We start from the raw sequence: 20,646 nt of genomic DNA on the forward strand, positions 1-20,646 counted from the left end.
CCGTCACCTGCGACAACAACGTCACCTGCGGCACACCCAACCGCTCCGCCAGCAACGCCGGCACCACACCCGCCGTGCCATCCGTCGACGCCATCCCCGTCACCACCAGATCGAACCCCACACGCTCGACCGCCTTGGCCAGCACCAGCGACGTACCCATCACATCACTACCGTGCAGCCCCTCGTCCTCGACATGNACCGCCCTGTCCGCCCCCATCGACAACGCCTTGCGCAACGCGTCCTTCGCATCCTCCGGACCCACCGTCACCACCGTCACCTCGGCATCACCCGACGCCTCCGCGACCTGCAACGCCTGCTCCACCGCATACTCGTCCAGCTCCGACAACAGACCATCCACCGCATCCCGATCCGTCGTCAGATCCCCCGCGAAATGACGATCCCCCGTCGCATCCGGCACGTACTTCACCGCGACAACGATCCTCAAGCTCACTTGATGTCCCTCCACACTCTCGGTTTGCCGACTACGGCAGGTTGCGGGCCATGACGATGCGCTGGACCTGGTTGGTGCCCTCGTAGATCTGGGTGATCTTCGCGTCGCGCATCATCCGCTCCACCGGGTAGTCGCGCGTGTACCCGTAACCGCCCAGCAGCTGCACCGCGTCCGTGGTGATCTCCATCGCCGCGTCCGACGCGTAGCACTTGGCGGCCGCGCCGAAGAAGGTCAGGTCCGCGTCCGAGCGCTCCGACTTCGCCGCCGCCGCGTAGGTCAGCTGCCGCGCCGCCTCCAGCTTCATCGCCATGTCCGCAAGCATGAACTGGATGCCCTGGAACTCGGCGATCGCCTTGCCGAACTGCTTGCGTTCCTTCACATACCCCTTGGCGTAGTCCAGCGCGCCCTGGGCGATGCCGATGGCCTGCGCCGCGATCGTCACGCGCGTGTGGTCCAGGGTGCGCATCGCCGTGGCGAAGCCCGTGCCCTCGGCGCCGATCATCCGGTCGGCCGGGATGCGTACGTTGTCGAAGTACACCTCACGGGTGGGCGACCCCTTGATGCCCAGCTTCTTCTCCGGGGCGCCGAAGGACACGCCCTCGTCGCCCTTCTCCACCACGAAGGCCGATATGCCCTTGGAGCGCTTGTCAGGGTCGGTCACGGCCATGACGGTGTAGAACTCGCTCACGCCCGCGTTGGTGATCCACCGCTTGACGCCGTCGAGCACCCAGAAGTCCCCGTCACGCACCGCGCGCGTCTTCATCCCCGCCGCGTCCGAGCCGGCCTCCGGCTCGGAGAGGCAGTACGAGAACATCCCCTCGCCACGGGCCAGCGCCCCGAGGTACTTCGCCTTCAGCTCCTCCGAGCCCGACAGCTGCACCGGGAGCGACCCCAACTTGTTGACCGCGGGGATCAGGGAGGACGAGGCGCACACCCGCGCCACCTCCTCGATCACGATCACCGTGGACAGCGCGTCGGCACCGGCGCCGCCGAAGGCCTCCGGCACGTGCACCGCGTGCAGGTCGTTCGCCTCCAGCGCGTCACGCGCCTCCTGCGGGAACCGGCCCTGCTCGTCGACCTCCGCGGCGAAGGGGGCGATCTTCGCCTCGGCGAGGGAGCGCACCGCGTCCCGGAGCATGTCGTGCTCCTCCGACGTCCGGAAGAGGTCGAAATTGTCACTCACGTCCGTTACTCCAGTCCGCGTCAGGCCGCCATGGCATCGAGTACCCTCAATTATGCACACCCAGTGCCATCGATCGACGGTTCCCCGGTGTTAGGTTCGCCTCCATGACCACGAAGCCCCCGATGCGGGACGCCCTCGTCGCAGCGGCCTTCCAGCTCTTCCTGGAACGCGGCTACGAGGCGGCGACGATCGACGACATCGTCGCGCTCGCCGGCGTCGGGCGCCGGTCGTTCTTCCGCTACTTCCCGTCCAAGGAAGACGTGGTCTTCCCCGACCACGAGCGCGCGCTCGCCGACATGACCCGCTTCCTGGAGGCCAGCGCCGACGGGGACGACCCGGTGGCGCGGGTCTGCGACGCGGCGCGCCTGGTGCTCGGCATGTACGCCGAGAACCCCACCTTCTCCGTGCAGCGCTACCGCCTCACCAAGCAGGTGCCCGGTCTGCGGGCGTACGAACTTTCCGTCGTGTGGCGCTACGAACGCGCGCTCGCCGACTACCTCGGGGCGCGCTACGCGGACCGCCCCGACGGAAAGCTCCGGGCCGACGTGATCGCCGCCGCCGTGGTCGCCGCCCACAACAACGGCCTGCGCACCTGGCTGCGTTCGGGCGCGGAGGGCGACGCCGGCGCGGCCGTGGACCACGCGCTGGAGTTCGTGCGCGCCGCCTGGAACGGCGAGGGCGCCACGCGGCAGGGTCCGCCGGAGGCGGAGGACGACGTGGTGATCGTGATCACCAAGCGGCGGACGCCCATGTGGCGGGTCGTCCGGGAGATCGAGGCCGGCCTCGCGGAGGAGGGGCCCTCCACATAGGGCACTCAGTGCCTTCCCTATGTGCACTCAGTGCCATATGGTGTCCGCCATGGATGACCGGACTCTTGACGCGCACGACGAATCGGTTGACGGCGGGCTGCTGGTCCAGCGCTGCCGTTGGTGCGGCAACACCGCCTTCCAGCGCCTCCTCTGCCCCACCTGCGCCTCCACGGAACTCGACGAGGTGCGCAGCGACGGCACGGGCGTGATCGTCCGTCTGATGCGGGACGCCTCCCTCGTGGACCTCTCCGAGGGGTTCTCGGTGCGGGGCCGGATCGTCGGCGCCCTGCCGATGCACGTGCGCAGCGGCGCGCGCGTGCGGGTGGCCCGTACGGCCGTCGCCGACGCGGGCGAGCTCGTCTTCGAACTCTGCGAACCGCCCGCCGCCCCGCACGGCTGGTAGCCGCCCTCAGTCCATCGCCTGCCCGGCGTGGTGATGCTCCAGCAACCGGCCCAGCAGGTGGGTCAACTGCTCGCGCTCGGGCCCGTCGAGGGGTGCCAGGAGTTCGTCCTGCACGCCGGCGAGCAGGGTGTCGAGCCGGCGCAGCCGGGCACGGCCTGGCGAGGTCATGGTGATGACGTTGCGCCGGCGGTCGCCGGGGTCGGGCGCCCGTTCCACGTATCCGGACGCGGCCAGTTCGTTGATGACGGCGACCAGGTCGCTGCGGTAGACGCCGGTGCGGCGGCTCAGCGCGGCCTGGCTCGCCGGACCCGACTCGCGCAGCGTCGCGAGGACCGCGTAGTGCCACTTGCGGGCGTCCAGGGCGGCCAGCGCCTCGTTCACCAGGCGGTCGGCCGTCAGTGCCGTCAGGGACAGCAGTCTGCTGGGCAGTTCCCGCAGCCGTGCGGAACTCTCCCCCGGCCCGGCGTCAGCGGGGCCGCCTCTCTCCTTCTCGCTCACGGCGGCGATCCTACCCCCTTGCGTTAGTGGCCCTAACGACCTAAGTTCGTTAGCGCCACAAACGTTAGTGGCACCAACGCTATGGAAGGGGATCCGCCATGCCCGTGACCGAGGTGCTCGACTCGACCATGTACCACGAGGAGTCGGGGAGCCGTGACGGGACTCCCGTCGTCTTCCTGCACGGCAACCCCACCTCCTCCCATCTGTGGCGCAACGTCCTGCCCCGGATCGGCGGGCACGCCCGCTGCCTGGCCCCCGACCTGATCGGCATGGGACGCTCGGGCAAGCCCGGCCCTCCGTACCGGTTCGGCGACCACGCCCGCTACCTCGACGCCTGGTTCGACGCGCTCGGTCTGGACGGGGAGGTCGTCCTGGTCGGCCACGACTGGGGCGGCGCGCTGGCCTTCGACCGGGCCGCCCGGCATCCGGGACGGACCCGCGGACTGGTCTTCCTGGAGACCATCGTGCGGCCGATGACCTGGGACGACTTCCCCGCCGCCGCGCGCGACCGCTTCACCGCCTTCCGCACCCCCGGCATCGGCGAACGCCTGGTCCTCGAGGAGAACGCCTTCATCGAGCAGGGCTTCGGCCCGACCGTGCTCTCCGGGATCAGCCCCCGGGACCACGACGTCTACCGACGCCCGTACCCCACCCCCGACAGCCGGCGGCCGCTGCTGGAGTGGCCGCGCGCGATGCCGCTGGAGGGCGAACCGGCCGATGTGGTCGCCCGCGTCGAGCGGTACGACGCGTGGCTGGCCGACAGCCCGCAGGTGCCCAAGCTGCTGCTGACCTTCGACTCGTCCCCGACGCTGATGATCGGCGACGAGATGGCGGCCTGGTGCGCCGGGCACATCGCCGCCCTGGAGATCGAGCACTGCGGGCCCGCCGGCCATCACGCGCCGGAGGACCGGCCCGAGGCCATCGCGGCGGCCGTCACCGGATGGGCCGAGCGGCACCGGCTGCTGGCCCGGCGGAGCCCGCAGAGTGCCGCCCGGTAGCGTCAGTTGTGCTCGGGATGCTGGTACTGGCGGGACTGCAGCAGGTACATCTCACGGAAGTCGCCCGTGCCCGCCCCCGGCCGCATCAGGTCGGCGAAGGCGCCGTGCTCGACGACGCGCCCCCGGTCCAGCACGTAGATGACGTCGGCGTGACGGACGCTGTGCAGGCGGTGGGTGATCAGCACGACGGTCTGCCCGTCGGCGGCGAGTTCCCGGATCAGGTCGAAGACCCGCTGCTCGGCCTGGGCGTCCAGGGCGCTGGTCGGCTCGTCGACGATGAGGATGCGGGCGTCGCGGTACTGGGCCCGGCTGAGCTGGAGCCGCTGCCACTGCCCGCCGGATATCTCGTGGCCGCCCTTGTACCCGCGGCCCAGCAGGGTGTCCCAGCCGCGGGGCAGGCCCGCGACGACCTCGTCGGCGCCGGAGTAGCGGGCGGCGGCGTCGAGACGTTCGTCCGTCAGGAAGGCGTCGGGGCGGCCGATGCCGACGTTGACCCGCGCGGTGAACGGCCAGCGGTAGGCGTCCTGCGAGACCAGGGCGATCCGGTCGGTGATCTGCCGCCGGTCGGCGTCGGCCGCGTCGACGTCGTCCCAGCGGATCCGCCCGGAGTCCGGCGTGTACAGCCCGCACAGCAGCTTGGCCAGGGTGGTCTTGCCGCTGCCGTTGCGTCCGACGAGGGCGACGACCCGGCCGACGGGGATGGTGACGTCGACCTCGCACAGGGCCGGCGGCTTCACGAGCGGGGTGCCGGGCTCGGCGGCGGTGACCGGGTAGCTGAAGGTGACCTTCTCGAAGCGGATGGCCTCGACCCGCTCCGGGAGGTCGCGCCCGCCGGCTGGGATCACCCGGCGGTCCGCCTCGGCGCACAGCCGCTCCAGGTCGGCGACGAACAGCGCCTCCTCGTGCAGATAGCCGAGTTGGACGACGAGACGGTCGAGGGCGGAGGACCCGCTGCGGATGGCGATGACCGCCGTGCCCGCCACGGACAGGGCCATCGCCCCGCTCCACAGCAGCGCGCCCAGCGCGCCGTACGTGGCGGCGGTCGCCACCCCCGTCCACGCCGAGGCGGCGAGTCCCGTGCGTGCCGCGAGCCGCGCCAGCCGGGTCTGCTCGCGCTCGCCGTTCTCGGCCATCGCCCTGAAGTGCCCCAGCAGGAAGGGCCCGAGGTCGTGGACCCGGACCTCGGGCGCCGCCTGCGTCTCGATCAGCAGCCGTCCCAGCAGTTGTCCGGCGCGGGCGTGCTGCACCCAGTTGTGGAAGGAGATGTAGCGGCGGCGGGCGATGGTGAGCGCGCTCCAGGCGCTGGGCAGGGTCATCAGCGCCAGCAGCGGGAGCAGTCCGGGATGCAGGACGGTGAGCACGCCGGCCGCCGCGACCAGCGAGATCAGCGCGTTGACCACCGACGAGCAGAAGTTGATCATCCGTCGGGCCGACGCGGCGCCCCAGGACGCCGAGTCCAGCAGTTTGTGGAACTCGTCGTCCTCGACGGCCGCGAGCTCCACGCGGGCGACCCGCTCCAGGTACATCTCGGTGGCCGCCCGTTCCACGGTCGGCTCCAGCTTGCCGGTGCCGGCCGTGGAGGCCGAGCGCAGCAGCGCCCCGGTCAGCGCGGCGGCGGCCACGAGCGCCAGCGCCGGGGCGGCGCCGGTCAGCCGCTCGGTGGTCCCGCCGGGCACGAGCAGCCGGGACAGCACCCAGTTGACGGCGACCAGGCCCACCGCCTGGGCGACGCCACGCCCCGCCTCGGCCAGCGCCACGACGCGCAGGGCCCGTGGATCGGCCCGGTGGGCCAGGCGCACGGTGGTGGCGACGAGCTGTGGCAGCCGCCGGATCATGGCGCGCAGCCCCAGCTCCAGGAAGGAGCCGTCGTGCTTGTTCCAGCCCATGTCATACCGCAACGGCCCGCCGAACAGCAGTCGTTCGGAATCAGACACCTCCTCGGGCGCGAGGACGTCCGGGTTCTCCGGGGCTTCCTGCCGATTCCGCCTGGTCATGAGCGTCCCCCTCGGCGGCGGCCGCGGCGCGGTGCCGTGGCGGCCTTCCCACAGGGTGCTCCTCATGGTGGCGCCGTGTGGCCCGCTCCCGTCAGTGCGCCCCGTCCCCGCTCCCGGCGGACCCGTTCCCGCCCCCGTCGGCGCCCTCCTCCGCCCAGGCGCGGTAGGCGTCGACCGCCGTGGGCAGAGTCGGGAAGATGCGCTGCCGGCCCACCGACTCGGAGAGCCCGTAGGCGTCCAGGTCGTCCAGCAGGTCCTGTTTGACGCGGGCGAGCGCCAGGACGATGCCCCGGTCGGCGAGTTCGCGGCGCAGATCGTCCAGGGCGTCCAGGGCGGTGATGTCGACCTCGACGTTGGCCTCCGTGTTGAGGACGAACCACCGCACCGGGTCGTGCTGCCGGTCGACGGAGGCCAGCGCCCGGCGCCGGAAGTCCTCGGCGTTGGCGAAGAACAGCGGCGAGTCGTAGCGGTAGACGAGCAGGCCGGGGATCGTGCGGGCCTGCGGGTAGTCGTCGACGTCGTGCATGCCGGCGATACCGGGCACCAGTCCCTCGACGGCGTCGTGCGGCCGGGCCACCCGGATCAGCATCTCGGCCACCGACAGCGCGACGGCGACCATGACGCCGTACAGGATGTCCAGGGCGAGCACGCCCACCAGGCAGGCGAGGGCCAGCAGCAGTTCACGGCGCCGGAACGACGCCAGGCGGCGGAAACCGGGGAGGTCGACCAGCCGGCAGGCGGCGAAGACCACGATGGCGCCGAGGACGGTGGAGGGCATCGCGGACAGCAGCGGGTTAAGGAACAGCAGGACGCAGACCACGGCCGCCAGCGTCACCAGGGAGTACAGCTGGGTGCGGCTGCCGGCGGAGGCGCCGAGCGCGGTGCGGCTGGCGCTGCTGCTGACGGGGAAGCCGTGCAGGACGCCCGAGCCGAGGTTGGCGGCGCCCAGGGCGAGCAACTCCTGGTTGCTGTCGAGGCGGTCGGCGTCCCGGCCGGCGAAGGCCCGCGCGGTGAGCACGAAGTCGGTGTAGCCCACGAGCAGCACGCCCACCGCGGGCAGCAGCAGCCGGGCCAGGTCGCCGGGGGTGGGCAGGGCCGGCCGGGGCAGCCCCGAGGGGACCTCGCCGATGACGGCGATGCCGTGCCCCTCCAGGCCGAAGACGCCGACGACGACCGTGCCGGCCACCACGGCGAGCAGCGGCCCGGGGGTGCGGGGGGCGTACCGCTGGACGAGGAAGAGGAAGAGCAGCGCGGACGCGGCGAAGGCCACCGTCCCCGCGTGCGCCTGGGGCAGGTGCGTCACGAAGGAGACCAGCTGGGGGAAGAACCCCTCGCCCTCGACGGGCACCCCGGTCAGCTTGGGCAACTGGTCGATGACCATGATGCAGGCCACCCCGGCCAGGTACCCGACGAGCACTGGGCGCGACAGCAGGTCGGCGACGAAGCCGGCCCGTACCGCCCACGCCACCACGGCCAGCAGGCCGACCACGACGGCGAGCGCCGCGGCGAGCACGGCGTAGCGGCCGGGGTCGCCCGCGGCCAGGGGTGCGATCGCGGTCGCCGTCATCAGCGCGGTGGTCGACTCGGGGCCGACCGACAGCCGCAGGGACGACCCCAGCAGGGCGTACAGCGCGAGCGGGGCGAGAGTGGCCCACAGCCCGGCCACCGGCGGCAGCCCGGCCAGTTCGGCGTAGGCCATGACCTGCGGCACGAGATACGCCGCCACCGTGACGCCGGCGAGCAGGTCGCCGCGCAGCCAGGCCCTGCGGTAGCCGAGGAGGGTGGCCAGGCCCGGCAGCAGTCCGCGCAGGCCGCGCCCGGGGGCGGACCTCCCGGGCGGCGGGGCGGGCTTGGAGACGGCGGACGGCATGGGCCCATCCTCCCCCGGCGACGCCGCGTTGGGGCCGGTCGGCCCCTCCTCGCACCCCGTGCGGCGGAGGACCCTGGGGTGAGGGCGTACCGGACGAGAGGGAGGACGGCGATGACCACCACCACGACGGGCCTGCTCGACGCGTTGCCCCCGGAGACCCGCGGACGGCTGCTGGAACTCGCGCGGGACGTGTCCTTCCCGGCGCGGTCCCGGATCTTCGAGGAGGGGCACCGGGCCGACCGTTTCTGGATCATCCGCACCGGGTCGGTGGCGCTCGACCTGCACGTGCCCGGCCGGCAGCCCGCCGTGGTCGAGACCCTGGGCCCGGGCGACCTGCTCGGCTGCTCGTGGCTCTTCCCGCCGTACTCCTGGCACCTGGGCGCGCGGACCCAGAGCCCGGTGCGTGCCGACGAGTTCGACGCCACGGTGGTACGCGCGCTGTGCGAGGCCGACCCGGTGTTCGGGCGCGCGGTGGCCCGGCGGGTCGCGCAGATCGTCGCGCACCGGCTGCAGGGGGCCCGCACCCGGCTCCTCGACCTGTACGGACCTCTGGGCAGCGCCAGCACGGCGCGCTGAGGCGCGCCCGGCCGGTTCGGCGCCGGCGGCTCCGGGTGACCGGGCGGTACCGGTGGCGGCAGCGCGCGGGGACGTGTCTGCTGGACCCCTGCGTACGAAGGAACGCCGGCGCGGCGGGTCGGCGCGGACCGGGCGGCGCGAGGCCGCGGAGATCGCAAGAGACGCCCTGGGGGGCCGGTATGAGCGAGGCACGGGAGTTCACCGAACGGGCGCCGATCAGGGTGTTCCTGGTCGACGACCACGAGGTGGTACGGCGCGGGTTGCACGATCTGCTCGACGCCGAACCGGACATCGAGGTCGCCGGGGAGGCCGGCACGGTCGACCACGCCCTGGCCCGCGCCCCGGCACTACGGCCGGACGTGGCGATCCTCGACGTGCGCCTCCCGGACGGCGACGGCATCGGCGTCTGCCGGGAGCTGCGCTCGCGCATGCCGGAACTGGCGTGCCTGATGCTGACGTCCTTCGACGACGACGACGCGCTGCTGGACGCGATCATGGCCGGGGCCGCCGGCTACGTGCTCAAGCAGATCAAGGGCTCCGACCTGGTCTCCGCGGTCCGCACGGTGGCCTCCGGCCGGTCGATGCTGGACCCCGCGACCACCGCCCGGCTGATGAACAGCCTGCGCGAGCAGGAGCAGCCGCCGGAGCCGCAGGACGAGGCGCTGGCCGGACTGACCCCGCGCGAGCGGGAGATCCTGGAACTGATCGGCGAGGGGCTGACGAACCGGCAGATCGGGGAACGGCTGTTCCTGTCGGAGAAGACGGTCAAGAACCACATCTCCCGGATGCTGGGCAAGCTCGGCGTCGAGCGCCGCATCCAGGCGGCCGTACTCGCCACGCGGCAGCGGACGCCCGGTGGCGCACCGGGCTCCGGCCCCTGAACGAGCGCGCCGCCGTGGCACCGCCCGCGGGCGGTTCCGCGAAGGTGCCCCCGGCGGCCCACGCGGTGGGGCCGGTCGGCCCTCCCCGCGGGGCGACGCGGCGTGCAGGGTGGGAGACGCGCCGGCCGGAGGGAGCGCGCCATGAATCCCACCACACTCAACGGGGCGATCCTGGAGAAGCTGATCTCCGCCGCCGTCGCGGCGCCCTCGTTCCGCGGCAGCCGGCCCTGGCGCTACCGTCTCGATCCGGACACCGGCACCTTCCAGGTCCGCGCGGTCCCCGCACCGGGGGTGCCGGAGCCGGAGGCGGCGGCCCGCGCCCTGCACGTCTCCGTGGGCGCCGCGGTGTTCAACCTGCGGGTCGCCCTGGCGCACTTCGGCTGGGAGCCGGCCGTCCAGCTGCTGCCCGTGCCCGGCGACCCGGATCTGCTCGCCGCGGTGCGCCCGATCGGCCCGCGGCACGTCGGCGACAGCCCGTACCGCGACCTGTACGACGCGATCTGGCGCCGGCACAGCTGCCGCACGCCGTACTTCGCGCACTGCCCGACCGGGGCGGTCGTGCTGGAGCTGATCGACGCCGCGCACGCCGAGGGCGCGTCGCTGACGCTGCCGCGCACCGAGGAGACGCTGCGGCTGCTGCGGCTGACGGCGGAGGCGGAGCAGCGCGGCGGGACGGACGCGGGCCGCGCCGTCGGTTCCGGGGGCCGGGTCCACGAGGACTCCGGCGCCGGCGCCGCGGCATCGCTCGATCCGGGGCGGCGGCCGCTGGTCGCCGTGCTGTGCACGCCCCACGACTCGTGCGCGGACTGGCTGCGGGCGGGGCAGGCGATGGAGCGCGTGGTGCTCCTGGCGACGGCGCACACCGTCCACGCGACGCTGCTGCACGAGGCGATGGAGTGGCCGGACCTGCGGGCCGCGATGCGCACCACGGACTGCGGGCCGGGCCTGGTGCAGATGCTCATCCGGTTCGGCGCCGCCGCGTCCGGGGACCGCGCGCCGCGGCCACCGGTCCGCGGATCCGTGGAGAGCGGCTGATCAGCGCTTACCACCGTCCGACGGCACCCGCCAGACCAGGCGGGTGCCGCCGCTGCCGGGCGTCTCGAGGGTCATCGTGCCGCCGAGCCGCAGCGCGCGCTGCGCGAGGTTGGCCAGTCCGCTGCGGTGCGCGCCCTCGGGCACGCCCACCCCGTCGTCGGCGACGGTGAGGGTCAGCGTGCCCGAGCCGACGACGAGGGACACGTCCGCGGTGCGGGCGCCGGCGTGGCGGGCCACGTTCGACAGGGCCTCGCCGAGCACCGCCACCACGTGTTCGGCGACCGCGGCGGGCACATCGGTGTCGATCAGGCCCTCCATGCGCAGCGAGGGCGTGAAGCCCAGACCGGGCACCGCCTCCTCCACCGCCTTCGCCGTCCGCACCCGCAGCCCCTGGCGGGCGGGGCCGGTGTCGTGGCTGCGCAGTCCGAAGATCGTCGAGCGGATGATCTTGATCGTCTCGTCCAGGTCGTCCACGGCCCGCAGCAGCCGCTCGCTCGCCTGCGGGTGGTCCACGAACCGCACCGCGCTCTGCAGTGTCATCCCGGTCGCGAACAGCCGCTGGATCGCCAGGTCGTGCAGGTCACGGGCGATCCGGTCGTGGTCCTCCAGGAGGACGAGCTGCTCGGCCGCCCGCCGGCGCTCGGCCAGTTCCATCGCCAGCGCCGCCGAGCCGGCGAAGCCCAGCAGCGGCGCCGTCTCCGCCTCCGTGAACGGCCTCTCCCCTTCGGCACGGGCCAGCAGCAGCGCCCCGCGCACGCCCTGCGGGGTCGCCATCGGAACCGCCACCGCGGGGCCCAGCCCCGCGAACCGCGGCGGGCCCGCCACCACCCGCGGATCGTGCTGGATGTCGACGCTGGTCAGCGGCTCGTTCGCGGCCATGGCCGCCCCGGTGAACGATCCTTCGCACGGCAGCGTCAGCCCCCGGTGGGCATCGGCGTCGATACCGGTGGCGATGGCCACCGTGATCCCGTCGGCGCTCCCGGCCGGCAGGGCCAGCACCCCCAGGTCCGCGCCGAGGATCCGCCGCGCGTGCTCCACGATGAGCTCCAGCACCGCGTTCGCCTCCATGCCCGACAGCAGGCCCCTGGTGATCTCCGCGTTCGCCTCCAGCCACCGCTGACGCGACCTGGCCTCCTCGTACAGCCGGGCGTTGTCGATCGCCACCCCGGCCGCCACCGCCAGAGTGGACAGCACCGTCTCGTCCTCGCCGTCGAACTCCTTGCCGCCCCGCTTCTCCGTCAGGTAGAGATTGCCGAACACCTCGTCGCGGACCCGGATCGGCACTCCCAGGAACGAGTGCATCGGCGGGAAGCCGTAGGAGGCCGGGTGCTGCTCGATCTCCTCCAGCCGCAGCGGGGCGGGGTGGCGGACCAGCTCGCCCAGGTTGCCGTGGCCCGAGGGCAGCGGCCCGATCGCCTCGATCTGCTCGTCGCCGACGCCCACCGTCAGGAACTGGGCCAGCCGCGCGTCGTCGCCGATCACGCCCAGCGCCCCGTACTCCGCGTCGACGAGCAGGACGGCGGCCTCGGCGATCCGCCGCAGTACCTGCGGCAGGTCCAGTTCGCGTCCGACCGTCAGCACCGCCTCCAGCAGGCTGTGCACACGGTCACGCGTCCCCCGCACCGCGTCGATGCGCGACTGCAGCTCGTCCAGCAACTCGTCGAGCTGCAACCGTGGCAGGCCCTCGGCGTCCTTGCCGCCGCCAGTCCCCACCGGCACCTCCGTCCGCTGTGGCGGCCCTCGTGGGGCCCCCTCTCAAAGTAGCGCCACCCCGCCGGGAGGACGCGCGGAACGGCACCGCTAGTCGTGGCCGCGTTCGCCGGGCGGCACGGCCGCCCAGTGATCGGTCTTCTCGTCGGGCGCGAGCCGCGACAGCGCCTCGCCGAGCCGGCGGCAGACCTGCTCGATCTCGCGGCGGGTGTGCTCCCGTTCGGTGACGGTCGCCGACAGCAGCAGGGCGGTCAGCGCGGCGGTCCCGTTGAAGGCCTGGAGGGTGGCCATCTTGGCGAACAGGTCGAGCCCGGCGAAGGGTCCGGACCCGGCCGCGGCGGCGCCGATCGCGATGAGCGAGGTGATCAGGGCGCAGGGCGCGGCGCCGGCCAGCTGGAAGCGGAACGCGGCCCAGATCAGCAGCGGGGAGACGAGGAAGAGCAGCCCCGGGGTGCTGCGGGTGGCCACGACCGTGACGAGCGCGGTACCCGCCACCAGCGCCGCCGCCTCCGCCCAGCGGTACGCCGGGACCCCGCGCGGCAGCCGCGCGGTGCGCAGGACGAGCAGCAGCGGGGCGATCACCAGCACCCCCATCGCGTCGCCGGTCCACCAGACCGACCAGGTGGGCCAGAAGGCACCGGCCGGTTCGGCCCCGGAGGCCACCAGCAGTGCGCTGCCGATCGTCGCGCTGATCAGCATCCCGCCGAGCGCGCCGAGGAAGACCAGTGCGAGCGCGTCCTGCAGCCGGCCGAGTTCGACGCGGAACCCCACCCTGCGCAGCAGCAGGCAGGCGCACACCGGGGCGAGGGTGTTGCCCGCCACGATCCCCAGCACGGGCAGGGGCGAGGGCCCGATCATGATGTTGACGGCGAACGCGCCGATCGCGATCCCCGGCCACAGCCGGATACCGCCGAGCAGCAGGCCGACCAGCGCGATCCCGGTCGGCGGCCACAGCGGCGTGACCTGACCGCGCACCAGCTGCTGCTCCAGTCCGATACGGGCCCCGCCGTAGTACGCGGCCGCCAGGACCAGCACCCACAGGGCCGTGCCCCGGTGGCGCCGGAGCCCCTCGCCGGCTCCTGCGGCGGTCATCGCGCGGCCGTCCCTCGGGGGGCGCCGTGCCCGAGGACGAGCACCGCGGCGTCGTCGCTGTGGCCGGTGAGGTCGGCCACGGCGATCACCCGGGCGGCCAGCTCGCCGGGGTCCGCGGAGCAGCCGGCGGCGGCGAGCTCCGCGACGCGGGCCAGCCCCTCGTCGATCGGATGGCCGGGGCCCTCCACCACCCCGTCGGTGACCAGCACGAAGGCACCGGTACCGGCCAGGACACGGCGGCTCGACGGGTACTTCTCGCCGTCGAGGATGCCCAGCGGCAGCCCGCCCTCGTCCAGCACGACCTCGCAGCGGCCGTCGTCGGTGGCCCACACCGCCGGGACGTGCCCGGCGCGGGCGTCGACCAGTTCGCGGGTCTCCGGGTCGAAGCGGAGGAAGGTGCAGGTCACGAAGAGCCCGGATCCCATGGAGATCAGCAGGTCGTTGGTGCGGGCGAGCACCTCCGCCGGTTCCGTGGTGGCGACGGCGACGGCCCGCAGGCAGGTGCGCACCTGGCCCATGTAGGCGGCGGCCTCGACGTCGTGGCCCTGCACGTCACCGATCGCGCAGCCGACGGTGCCGTCCGGCATGGGGAACACGTCGTACCAGTCGCCGCCGATGTCGAGCCCGTCGCGGGCGGGGGCGTACCGGCCCGCCACGCGCAGCCCCCGGACGGCGGGGAGGGGGGCGCCGAGGGTGTGCCGCTGCAGGGCGGCGGCCAGCTCCACCCGAGCCTGCTGCATCTTGATCCGCTCCAGGATGCGGCCGGTGAGCTGTCCGAGTGTGTTCAACAGCTCCTCGGCGCTGCTGGAGGGAGCGGTGTGACGTCGGGACATGGCACCAACGCTCCGGGGCCATGGGCACTCACGCCACCCCTCACCCTACGCCCGCGGGCCCTCCCGCACCCCGCTCAGAGCCAGCCGCGGCGGGCCGCCTGCCACGCGAGCTGCATGCGGGTCGCGGCGCCGGCGAGCGTCATCATGTGCTGGATGTGGCGCTGGACGGTGCGCCGGCTCAGGCCCATCTGGCTGGCTATGGCCTTGTCCGCGACGCCCGCCACGAGCAGCGACAGCAGCCGGCGGTCGGTCTCGCTCAGCGGGTCGGAGTCGTCGGCGCCGTCGGCCCCGCTCACCGCGCCGGACGCGCTGACGTGCAGCGGCACCGCGTCCTCCCAGTAGCGTTCGAACAGCGCGGTCAGCGCCCCCAGGAGGCTGCTGTCGCGCAGCAGCGCCGCCGTCGGTTCGTTCGGGCTGCCGTGCGGGCCGCCGGGGACCAGGGGGCAGATGGCGATGCTGCGGTCGGCGACCGCGAGCCGCAGCGGCAGGTGGGGTACGGAGCGCGCCATCTCCCCGGCCTGGACCCCCTCGACGACGTTGCCGATGGCCCCGTCGTCGTCGAAGAACGCCCGCTCGTACAGGACCCGGTAGCGCACGCCGCGGGCCAGGGCGTCGTACTCGGCGCGGTTGCTGCCGGAGGGCATGGCGACGTACTGGGCCTTGCAGAACCAGAGCATCTCGTGCCGTGCGTTCTCCTGCATCTGCCGCAGGTTCTGACGCAGCGCCTCGCTGCCGGTGATGACCTCGATGAGCTGGCCGGCGTCCTGGCGGCGCACGGTGCTGCGGTAGCTCTCCAGCAGGTCGGTGACCGCGGTGCGGGCCTTGTCGAGGGAGTCGGCCTGGCGTTGCAGCCGCGGCAGCAGGGCCACGTCGGGCGGGGTGGCGGCGTACTGGCGGGGGAGGCCGTCGGTGGGACTGGCCAGCCCCTTGGCGGCGAGGGTGGTGAGGACGCCCTCCGTCTGCCCGGGTGGCAGGCCCGTCTGGGCGGCGACCTCGTCCGCCGAGGCGGTGGCGGTGGTGACCAGAAGCCGGTAGACGGTCTCCTCCATCGCGGTGAGGCCAGCCACCTCGAGCATGCCGCGTTCCTCCGGGTCCGGGACGGTCCGCACGACGTGCGCAGGGTAGGCGCACAAGCCGCACATATCGTTAAAGACCGGACTATACCCGGGAAATGTTTCGTGACCGGCGCGCGGCGGGTGCCGGGGCCCACACTCCCCTGCACCCGCCGCTGTGTCAACGGTGACGCCCCACCGTCACCGTCCTCCGGAGTTCCGTGCGCCGCTGTGCAGATACGCACGGTCCACCGTCTGCCGGACGCTGTTGCCCGCCGCGTCGGTCGCGGTCACGCGCAGCGTCACGTAGGCGTCGCCGCGCACCCGCGACGGACGCTCCACGGTGGCGGTGAAGCCGTCACCCTTGCGGGCCGTGGCGGCCCGGGTCCAGGTCCGCCCGTCGTCGTAGGACGTCTCCACCCGCACGGTCACCCCGCGCGGCGCGGCCATGCCGTCCTGCATCCGCACGTTCAGACCCAGGGTGTGGCGGCGGGCGGGGCCCACCGCGTTGCGGGCGTCGACCGGGACCGCGTAGTCGACCTGCAGCAGGGGCAGCGTGGTCGGCTGCGACACGGTGCCCGAGCGGAACGTCCACGAGGTGCGGGTGCCGGTGCCGAAGCGCCAGTCGTCCGAGGTGCGGGCGGTGGTCAGGTCCAGCCGGTACTGGGCGTCGCCCGCCGGCACCTCGAAGTTGCCCCAGGCGCCCTGGTCGGACTCGGCGATCAGCTTCCCGTCGCGGTAGAGCACCGCGGTGGCGGTGTCGTCCACCGGCGCTCCGCCGGCGGCGCGGGCCGCGCCGGTTCCGATGCCGCCGCCGAAGCCGTTGAGCTCGTAGAACGAATAGTGGCCGGTGCCGGAGTCGTTGAACTCCGGAACGAACAGGGACAGGGTGTCGCCCTTGCGCTCCGACGGCCAGGCCGCACCACGCGGGATCGACGGACGGACCACGGCCCCGAACCAGCGCTCCGTGACCTGCTGACCGGGCCGGTAGGTGCGCGGCACGTTCTGCATGCCCGCCCCGAGCGGGGTGTCCATGCCGAAGACGACGTTGTGGTGCACGGTGTGACGCCACAGGGTGTCCCCGCCGGTCACGTACTCCACACGCTCACGGCCGGTCGGCACCTCACGGCTGTACTGGTTCCAGGCGGTGTCCTGGTAGGGACGCCACCCGAAGCGCTGCTCGCTCGCCCACTGCGAGGCGCCGGTACGGGTGTAGGTGCTGCGGACCACGGCGCTCTCGCGCTCGGAGACGGTGTGCACCAGGTTCTTCGGAACGAAGCCCTTGGACACCTGCATCACGTCGTACAGGTACGGGCTGCGCACCGTGCCGGAGAACTCCACCGTGGTGGTGCGCTTGTTGATGCTCTTGAGGAGCGCGGTGCCCTCCGCCGTGCCGGCGCGCATGGTCGGCACGGCCATCCGGTCACCGGTCGGGCTCCACCGCGTCCAGGGGTAGAAGCCCTCCTCCACGACCAGCATCAGCGCCTTGGCCCCGGCCGCCTCGGCCGCCTTGGCGAGCTCCCGGTCATCGGTGAAGTGCCAGCGGACGACGGCCAGTTTCCCTCGGACGCCGGTCTTCCTCAGCTCGGCCGCGGTGCCGTCGCCGGCGTCGACGGCGGTCAGCTTGGCGCCCTTGTCGTCGAAGGCCGGGGACGCGGGCACGTAGTACGGGGTGAAGGCCGACGACGTGCCGGAGACCTTCGCCCGCAGTTGCGGGGCGACCATCTGCCAGCGCGAGGCGTACTCGAAGTCGCCGTCGGTGACGCGCGCGGTGGGGCTGACGTAGATCCGCTTGGCGATGTCGAAGAACATCACGCCCTGGATCAGGCCGTTGCCGTCGATCTTCCGGTACGTCTGGTAGCTGATGATGCCGCGCTGCTCGGCGGGCCGGGGAGTGCGGATCTTCACCTCGGTGACCTTGGAGGCGTCCAGCGTCACCGTCGTGTCCTTGGTGACCTTCACCTCCGGGTTGACCACCTCGCGGAGCTCCTGGCCGTCGGCGGCCCTGTCCAGCGTGCCGAAGCTGAGCTGGTACGTGCCCTCCTCGACCTCCGCGACGGCCGGCTCGATGCCGGTGTAGTCCACGAACCCGTCGGCGCCCCAGATCGTCGGCGCCGCGCCCTCGATGACCTTGCCGTCGCGGTCCCGGGCGATCACGGTCAACTTGTGCTTGGGGGCGTGCACGTTGAGGCTGACGGTGGTGTGGGCGACAACGGTGCCGTCGGCCGCCGTGGCGGTGACGTAGCCGTAGTACCTCCCGCGCGCGGCGTGGGCCGCGTCGGTGCTCAGCGGGACGTCGGCGGTGGCACCGGGCGCGACGCTCACGGTGCCGGAGCCGAGGGTGACGACCCCGTCGGGCAGGGCGCGCCCGGTTCCGGTGGACAGCTTGACGGCCAGCTTCAGATCGGCCTTCTTGTCACCGGTGTTGGTGTAGCGCACGGTGGCGGCCTGCTGCCGTCCCGCCGTTCCGCCGTTCTGGACCGGGGGCAGCGTGACCGTGCCGGTCGCGGTGATCGTGCCGGTGGCGGTGGCCAGGTCGATCCGGCCGCCGCCCTGCTCGGTCACCTTGGTGCCGGGCACCGTGCGCGAGGTGCTGATCAGCGCGTCCTTGATCTGCTGCGCGCCCCAGCCCGGGTGCTGCTGGGCCAGCAGCGCCGCGGCACCCGCGACGTGCGGCGTCGCCATCGACGTGCCGGAGGCGGCGACGTAGTTCGCGTCGACCGGGTCGCCCATGGTGGTGCCCGCGGCACGGGCGGCCACGATGCCCACGCCCGGGGCGGTCACGTCGGGCTTGACGGCGCCGTCGCCGTAGCGCGGGCCGCGGCTGGAGAAGGAGGCGAGGGAGTCGTCCCGGTCCACGGCGCCGACGGTCAGCGCGGCGTCGGCGGCGCCCGGAGAGCCGACCGTGGAGGGGCCCGGGCCCGCGTTGCCCGCGGCAATGACGAACAGCGTGTCCGTCGACGCGGTCAGGGTGTTGACGGCCTGGCTCATCGGGTCGGTGCCATCGGTCTGCATGTCCGCACCGAGGCTCATGTTGACGACCTTGGCGTGCTCGCCGGCCGCCCACTCCATACCGTCGATGACCTGGGACTCCGAGCCGGAGCCGTCGTCACCCAGCACCTTGCCGACCAGCAGGTCCGCCTTCGGCGCCACGCCCCGCCGGGTGCCCGACGACGCCGCGCCCGTGCCGCCGACGGTCGAGGCGACGTGCGTGCCGTGGCCGAAGTGGTCGTCCGTGTTGACGCTGTCGGAGAAGTTCCTGGCCTCCGCGATCCGCCCCGCGAGATCGGGGTGGTTCGCGTCGACACCGGTGTCCAGCACCGCGACCTTCACGCCCTGGCCCTCGTACCCGGCCTTCCACGCGGCGGGCGCGTTGATCTGCGCGGTGCTGCGGTCCAGCACCGCCTTGACCTTGCCGTCCAGCGAGACCCGCGGGGTCACCGCGACCCGGACGGCGTCCGAGGACCCACCGGGGGTCAGCGTCTTCCAGAAGGCGCCGAGTTCGTCACCGTCGACCCGGAAGGAGCGGGCGTCGATGCTCTCCAGGGTGCGCGAGGCCGTCTTGTCCGCGCGGAGCGCCACCAGCCGGTCGGCGGTCGCCTCGGCGGTCTTCGCCGCCTGCACGGTGACGCGCGCGCCGTCCCGGGCCGGCTCGGGCCGCGAGGAGACGATCAGCGGCAGCGTGGAGGTGTGCGCCTCGTCGAAGCCTGCGGCGATCAGCGCCGTCACGTCGAACAGCCGGCGGTCCAGGGTGCCCGCGGACACCAGCGCCTCGGCGTCGAACGGTATGACGGTCAGGGACTTGCCGTCGGGCTCCAGCGTGCGGAAGGGGATGTGCTCGCGGCCGGGCCCCGGCTGGACCGAGGCGGTGTGCCGCCCACCGGGCAGCGACGTCACCGTCACCCGGTCGCCGGTCACCAGCCGTACGGTGGCGGAGGACGTCCCCGTACGGTCGGCGGATCGCGCCGGTCCGTCCGGTGCGCTCCCCGCGGAGGCGGCCGTGGTGCCCCCGAGCGTCACCACCAGCACTGTCGATATCGCCGCCGTGAGGCGGAACCTTGCCATCACCCAAACACCTTTCGTACAGCTCCGGGTCACGCGCTGTCCGCCAGAATCCGCCGATGCCGGGAAGGTGTCACCGGTTATCGGCTGTCACAGCTGCGACATGTCCCAACGGCGACAGGGCGCTTCGGGCAACCGGCGACGACCCCCACCAGGCCACGGCGAACCCCCCGCTGCCGGTACGAACCGCCCCCAACCGGCGGGCCGCGCCGTCGCCGGCGCCGCGGCGGGGACCGCCCTGCGCGTCCCCCTCGCGCAACCGGACGGCAGGTGCGCAACGACCGTTCCGGCGGACGCCGCCTCGGCCAGGTCGTGGCGGGCGCCCGGAGAACGACGTGATCGGCGACTGCTCCGGGGCGCGCACGCACCGAGCGGACACGCGTCCCGGCCCGCGCGGCCGCCACGAGGAGCCCGTCACGGCACTGAACACGCCGCCGACGGTCTCGTGGTGGGCAACCCGACGGACCCGGCCCCTTGCCGACGACTCCCAGCGCGGCCCTGGCGGCGGGGTGTGGACGCCGGACCCGGGGCACGGCCTGGAGATCGCCCGGCGGGTCCGCACTGGCAGCTGCCACGTCCAGGGCGGCTTCAAGGCGAACGCGACCGGCTGCGGGCGCGGCGCGGCGGGGGCCGGCTCCCACCCGCGCTCCCTCCCCGGTCGTGCAGCCTCCGGAGGAGGACTCCGCGAGCGCGGCCTCCACGGCGTCGGCGGCCTCCTCGGCGGAGGCCGCCCGCAGGAAGGTCTCCCCGGGTCCGGGCCCCCGCACGTCCCAGCCGCCGACCACGACGACCGGCTTGCCGGTCCGCAGGGCGAGCGCCACCTCGCTGAGGGTGCCCCAGCTGCCTCCGACCGCCACCACGGCGTCGGCGGCGGCGACGACCAGGCCGTTGCGGAGTTCGCCGAGGCCGGTGGCGATCGCCACGGTCAGCGACGGGTCACCCGCCCGGCGGTCCCGGCCCGGGAGGAGTCCCACGGTGGTCCCGCCCTGCGCGCGGGCTCCTTCGGAGGCGGCGCCCATCACCCCGCCGAGCCCGCCGCAGACGACGACGGCGCCGCGCCGGGCCAGGAGTTCGCCCAGCCTGCGGGCGACCCGGCGTTCCGACACGGTGGCCTCGGCCGGCCCCACCACGGCGACATAACGGCTCGTCATGACCCCTCCCCCGGCGTCCCGCTCCGATTGACAGAGAGGACAATCAGG

Annotated in this window: 17 protein-coding genes; 6 read left to right on the plus strand and 11 right to left on the minus strand. The window is 73.5% G+C overall.

Features of this window, described 5'->3' with window-relative positions:
• Both B085_RS0122900 and B085_RS0122905 read right to left on the minus strand, forming a co-directional pair.
• The coding region (locus tag B085_RS0122900) for a hypothetical protein (RefSeq protein ID WP_018560928.1) at positions 1-451 on the minus strand (451 nt) is incomplete at its 3' end.
• 31 nt (positions 452-482) lie between these two features.
• Entirely contained in the window at positions 483-1,634 is a 1,152-nt protein-coding gene (locus B085_RS0122905; protein WP_018560929.1) for an acyl-CoA dehydrogenase family protein, read from the minus strand.
• Positions 1,635-1,738: 104 nt separating this feature from the next.
• Here B085_RS0122905 and B085_RS0122910 point away from each other — a divergent pair, with 104 nt between their 5' ends.
• Both B085_RS0122910 and B085_RS43510 read left to right on the plus strand, forming a co-directional pair.
• Positions 1,739-2,443, plus strand: coding sequence for a TetR family transcriptional regulator (locus B085_RS0122910; protein WP_026251334.1), 705 nt, complete (start codon positions 1,739-1,741; stop codon positions 2,441-2,443).
• Between the two features lie 49 nt (positions 2,444-2,492).
• Complete coding sequence (locus tag B085_RS43510; RefSeq protein ID WP_018560931.1) at positions 2,493-2,846, plus strand: Zn-ribbon domain-containing OB-fold protein; 354 nt, start codon at positions 2,493-2,495, stop codon at positions 2,844-2,846.
• A 6-nt stretch (positions 2,847-2,852) separates the two neighbouring features.
• Here the strand turns inward: B085_RS43510 and B085_RS0122920 are convergent, their stop codons facing one another.
• On the minus strand, positions 2,853-3,344 hold the full coding sequence (locus B085_RS0122920; protein WP_018560932.1) for a MarR family winged helix-turn-helix transcriptional regulator: 492 nt from the start codon (positions 3,342-3,344) through the stop codon (positions 2,853-2,855).
• A 98-nt stretch (positions 3,345-3,442) separates the two neighbouring features.
• Between B085_RS0122920 and B085_RS0122925 the strand changes: the two genes are divergently transcribed.
• Positions 3,443-4,342, plus strand: coding sequence for a haloalkane dehalogenase (locus B085_RS0122925; protein WP_018560933.1), 900 nt, complete (start codon positions 3,443-3,445; stop codon positions 4,340-4,342).
• 2 nt (positions 4,343-4,344) lie between these two features.
• Here the strand turns inward: B085_RS0122925 and B085_RS0122930 are convergent, their stop codons facing one another.
• On the minus strand, positions 4,345-6,336 hold the full coding sequence (locus B085_RS0122930; RefSeq protein ID WP_018560934.1) for an ABC transporter ATP-binding protein: 1,992 nt from the start codon (positions 6,334-6,336) through the stop codon (positions 4,345-4,347).
• Between the two features lie 91 nt (positions 6,337-6,427).
• Complete coding sequence (locus B085_RS0122935) at positions 6,428-8,206, minus strand: SulP family inorganic anion transporter (protein ID WP_018560935.1); 1,779 nt, start codon at positions 8,204-8,206, stop codon at positions 6,428-6,430.
• Positions 8,207-8,317: 111 nt separating this feature from the next.
• On the opposite strand from B085_RS0122935, the gene B085_RS0122940 reads away from it, so the two are divergent.
• The 3 genes from B085_RS0122940 (at position 8,318) to B085_RS43515 (ending at position 10,698) form a co-directional block, all read left to right on the plus strand.
• Positions 8,318-8,782 (plus strand): Crp/Fnr family transcriptional regulator, encoded by a 465-nt coding sequence (locus tag B085_RS0122940; protein ID WP_018560936.1) that lies wholly within the window; start codon positions 8,318-8,320, stop codon positions 8,780-8,782.
• A gap of 179 nt (positions 8,783-8,961) precedes the next feature.
• Positions 8,962-9,663 (plus strand): response regulator, encoded by a 702-nt coding sequence (locus B085_RS0122945; RefSeq protein WP_018560937.1) that lies wholly within the window; start codon positions 8,962-8,964, stop codon positions 9,661-9,663.
• 141 nt (positions 9,664-9,804) lie between these two features.
• On the plus strand, positions 9,805-10,698 hold the full coding sequence (locus tag B085_RS43515) for a hypothetical protein (protein ID WP_018560938.1): 894 nt from the start codon (positions 9,805-9,807) through the stop codon (positions 10,696-10,698).
• Here the strand turns inward: B085_RS43515 and B085_RS0122955 are convergent, their stop codons facing one another.
• The 6 genes from B085_RS0122955 to B085_RS46265 form a co-directional block, all read right to left on the minus strand.
• Entirely contained in the window at positions 10,699-12,411 is a 1,713-nt protein-coding gene (locus B085_RS0122955; protein ID WP_018560939.1) for a GAF domain-containing sensor histidine kinase, read from the minus strand. It abuts the gene before it with no gap.
• 87 nt (positions 12,412-12,498) lie between these two features.
• Positions 12,499-13,500, minus strand: coding sequence for an MASE1 domain-containing protein (locus tag B085_RS0122960; protein ID WP_018560940.1), 1,002 nt, complete (start codon positions 13,498-13,500; stop codon positions 12,499-12,501).
• A complete protein-coding gene (locus B085_RS0122965; protein WP_018560941.1) occupies positions 13,497-14,333 on the minus strand; it encodes a PP2C family protein-serine/threonine phosphatase in 837 nt (278 codons plus the stop codon). The genes B085_RS0122960 and B085_RS0122965 overlap by 4 nt, the downstream gene beginning before the upstream one ends.
• A 74-nt stretch (positions 14,334-14,407) precedes the next feature.
• Positions 14,408-15,409 (minus strand): helix-turn-helix domain-containing protein, encoded by a 1,002-nt coding sequence (locus tag B085_RS0122970; protein WP_026251335.1) that lies wholly within the window; start codon positions 15,407-15,409, stop codon positions 14,408-14,410.
• A gap of 177 nt (positions 15,410-15,586) precedes the next feature.
• Entirely contained in the window at positions 15,587-19,450 is a 3,864-nt protein-coding gene (locus B085_RS0122975) for a S8 family peptidase (protein ID WP_051102143.1), read from the minus strand.
• Between the two features lie 77 nt (positions 19,451-19,527).
• Positions 19,528-20,598 (minus strand): TIGR00725 family protein, encoded by a 1,071-nt coding sequence (locus B085_RS46265; protein ID WP_018560944.1) that lies wholly within the window; start codon positions 20,596-20,598, stop codon positions 19,528-19,530.
• Positions 20,599-20,646 lie beyond the last annotated feature (48 nt).

Source organism: Streptomyces sp. BoleA5, assembly GCF_000373665.1.
Taxonomy (GTDB): Bacteria; Actinomycetota; Actinomycetes; order Streptomycetales; family Streptomycetaceae; genus Actinacidiphila.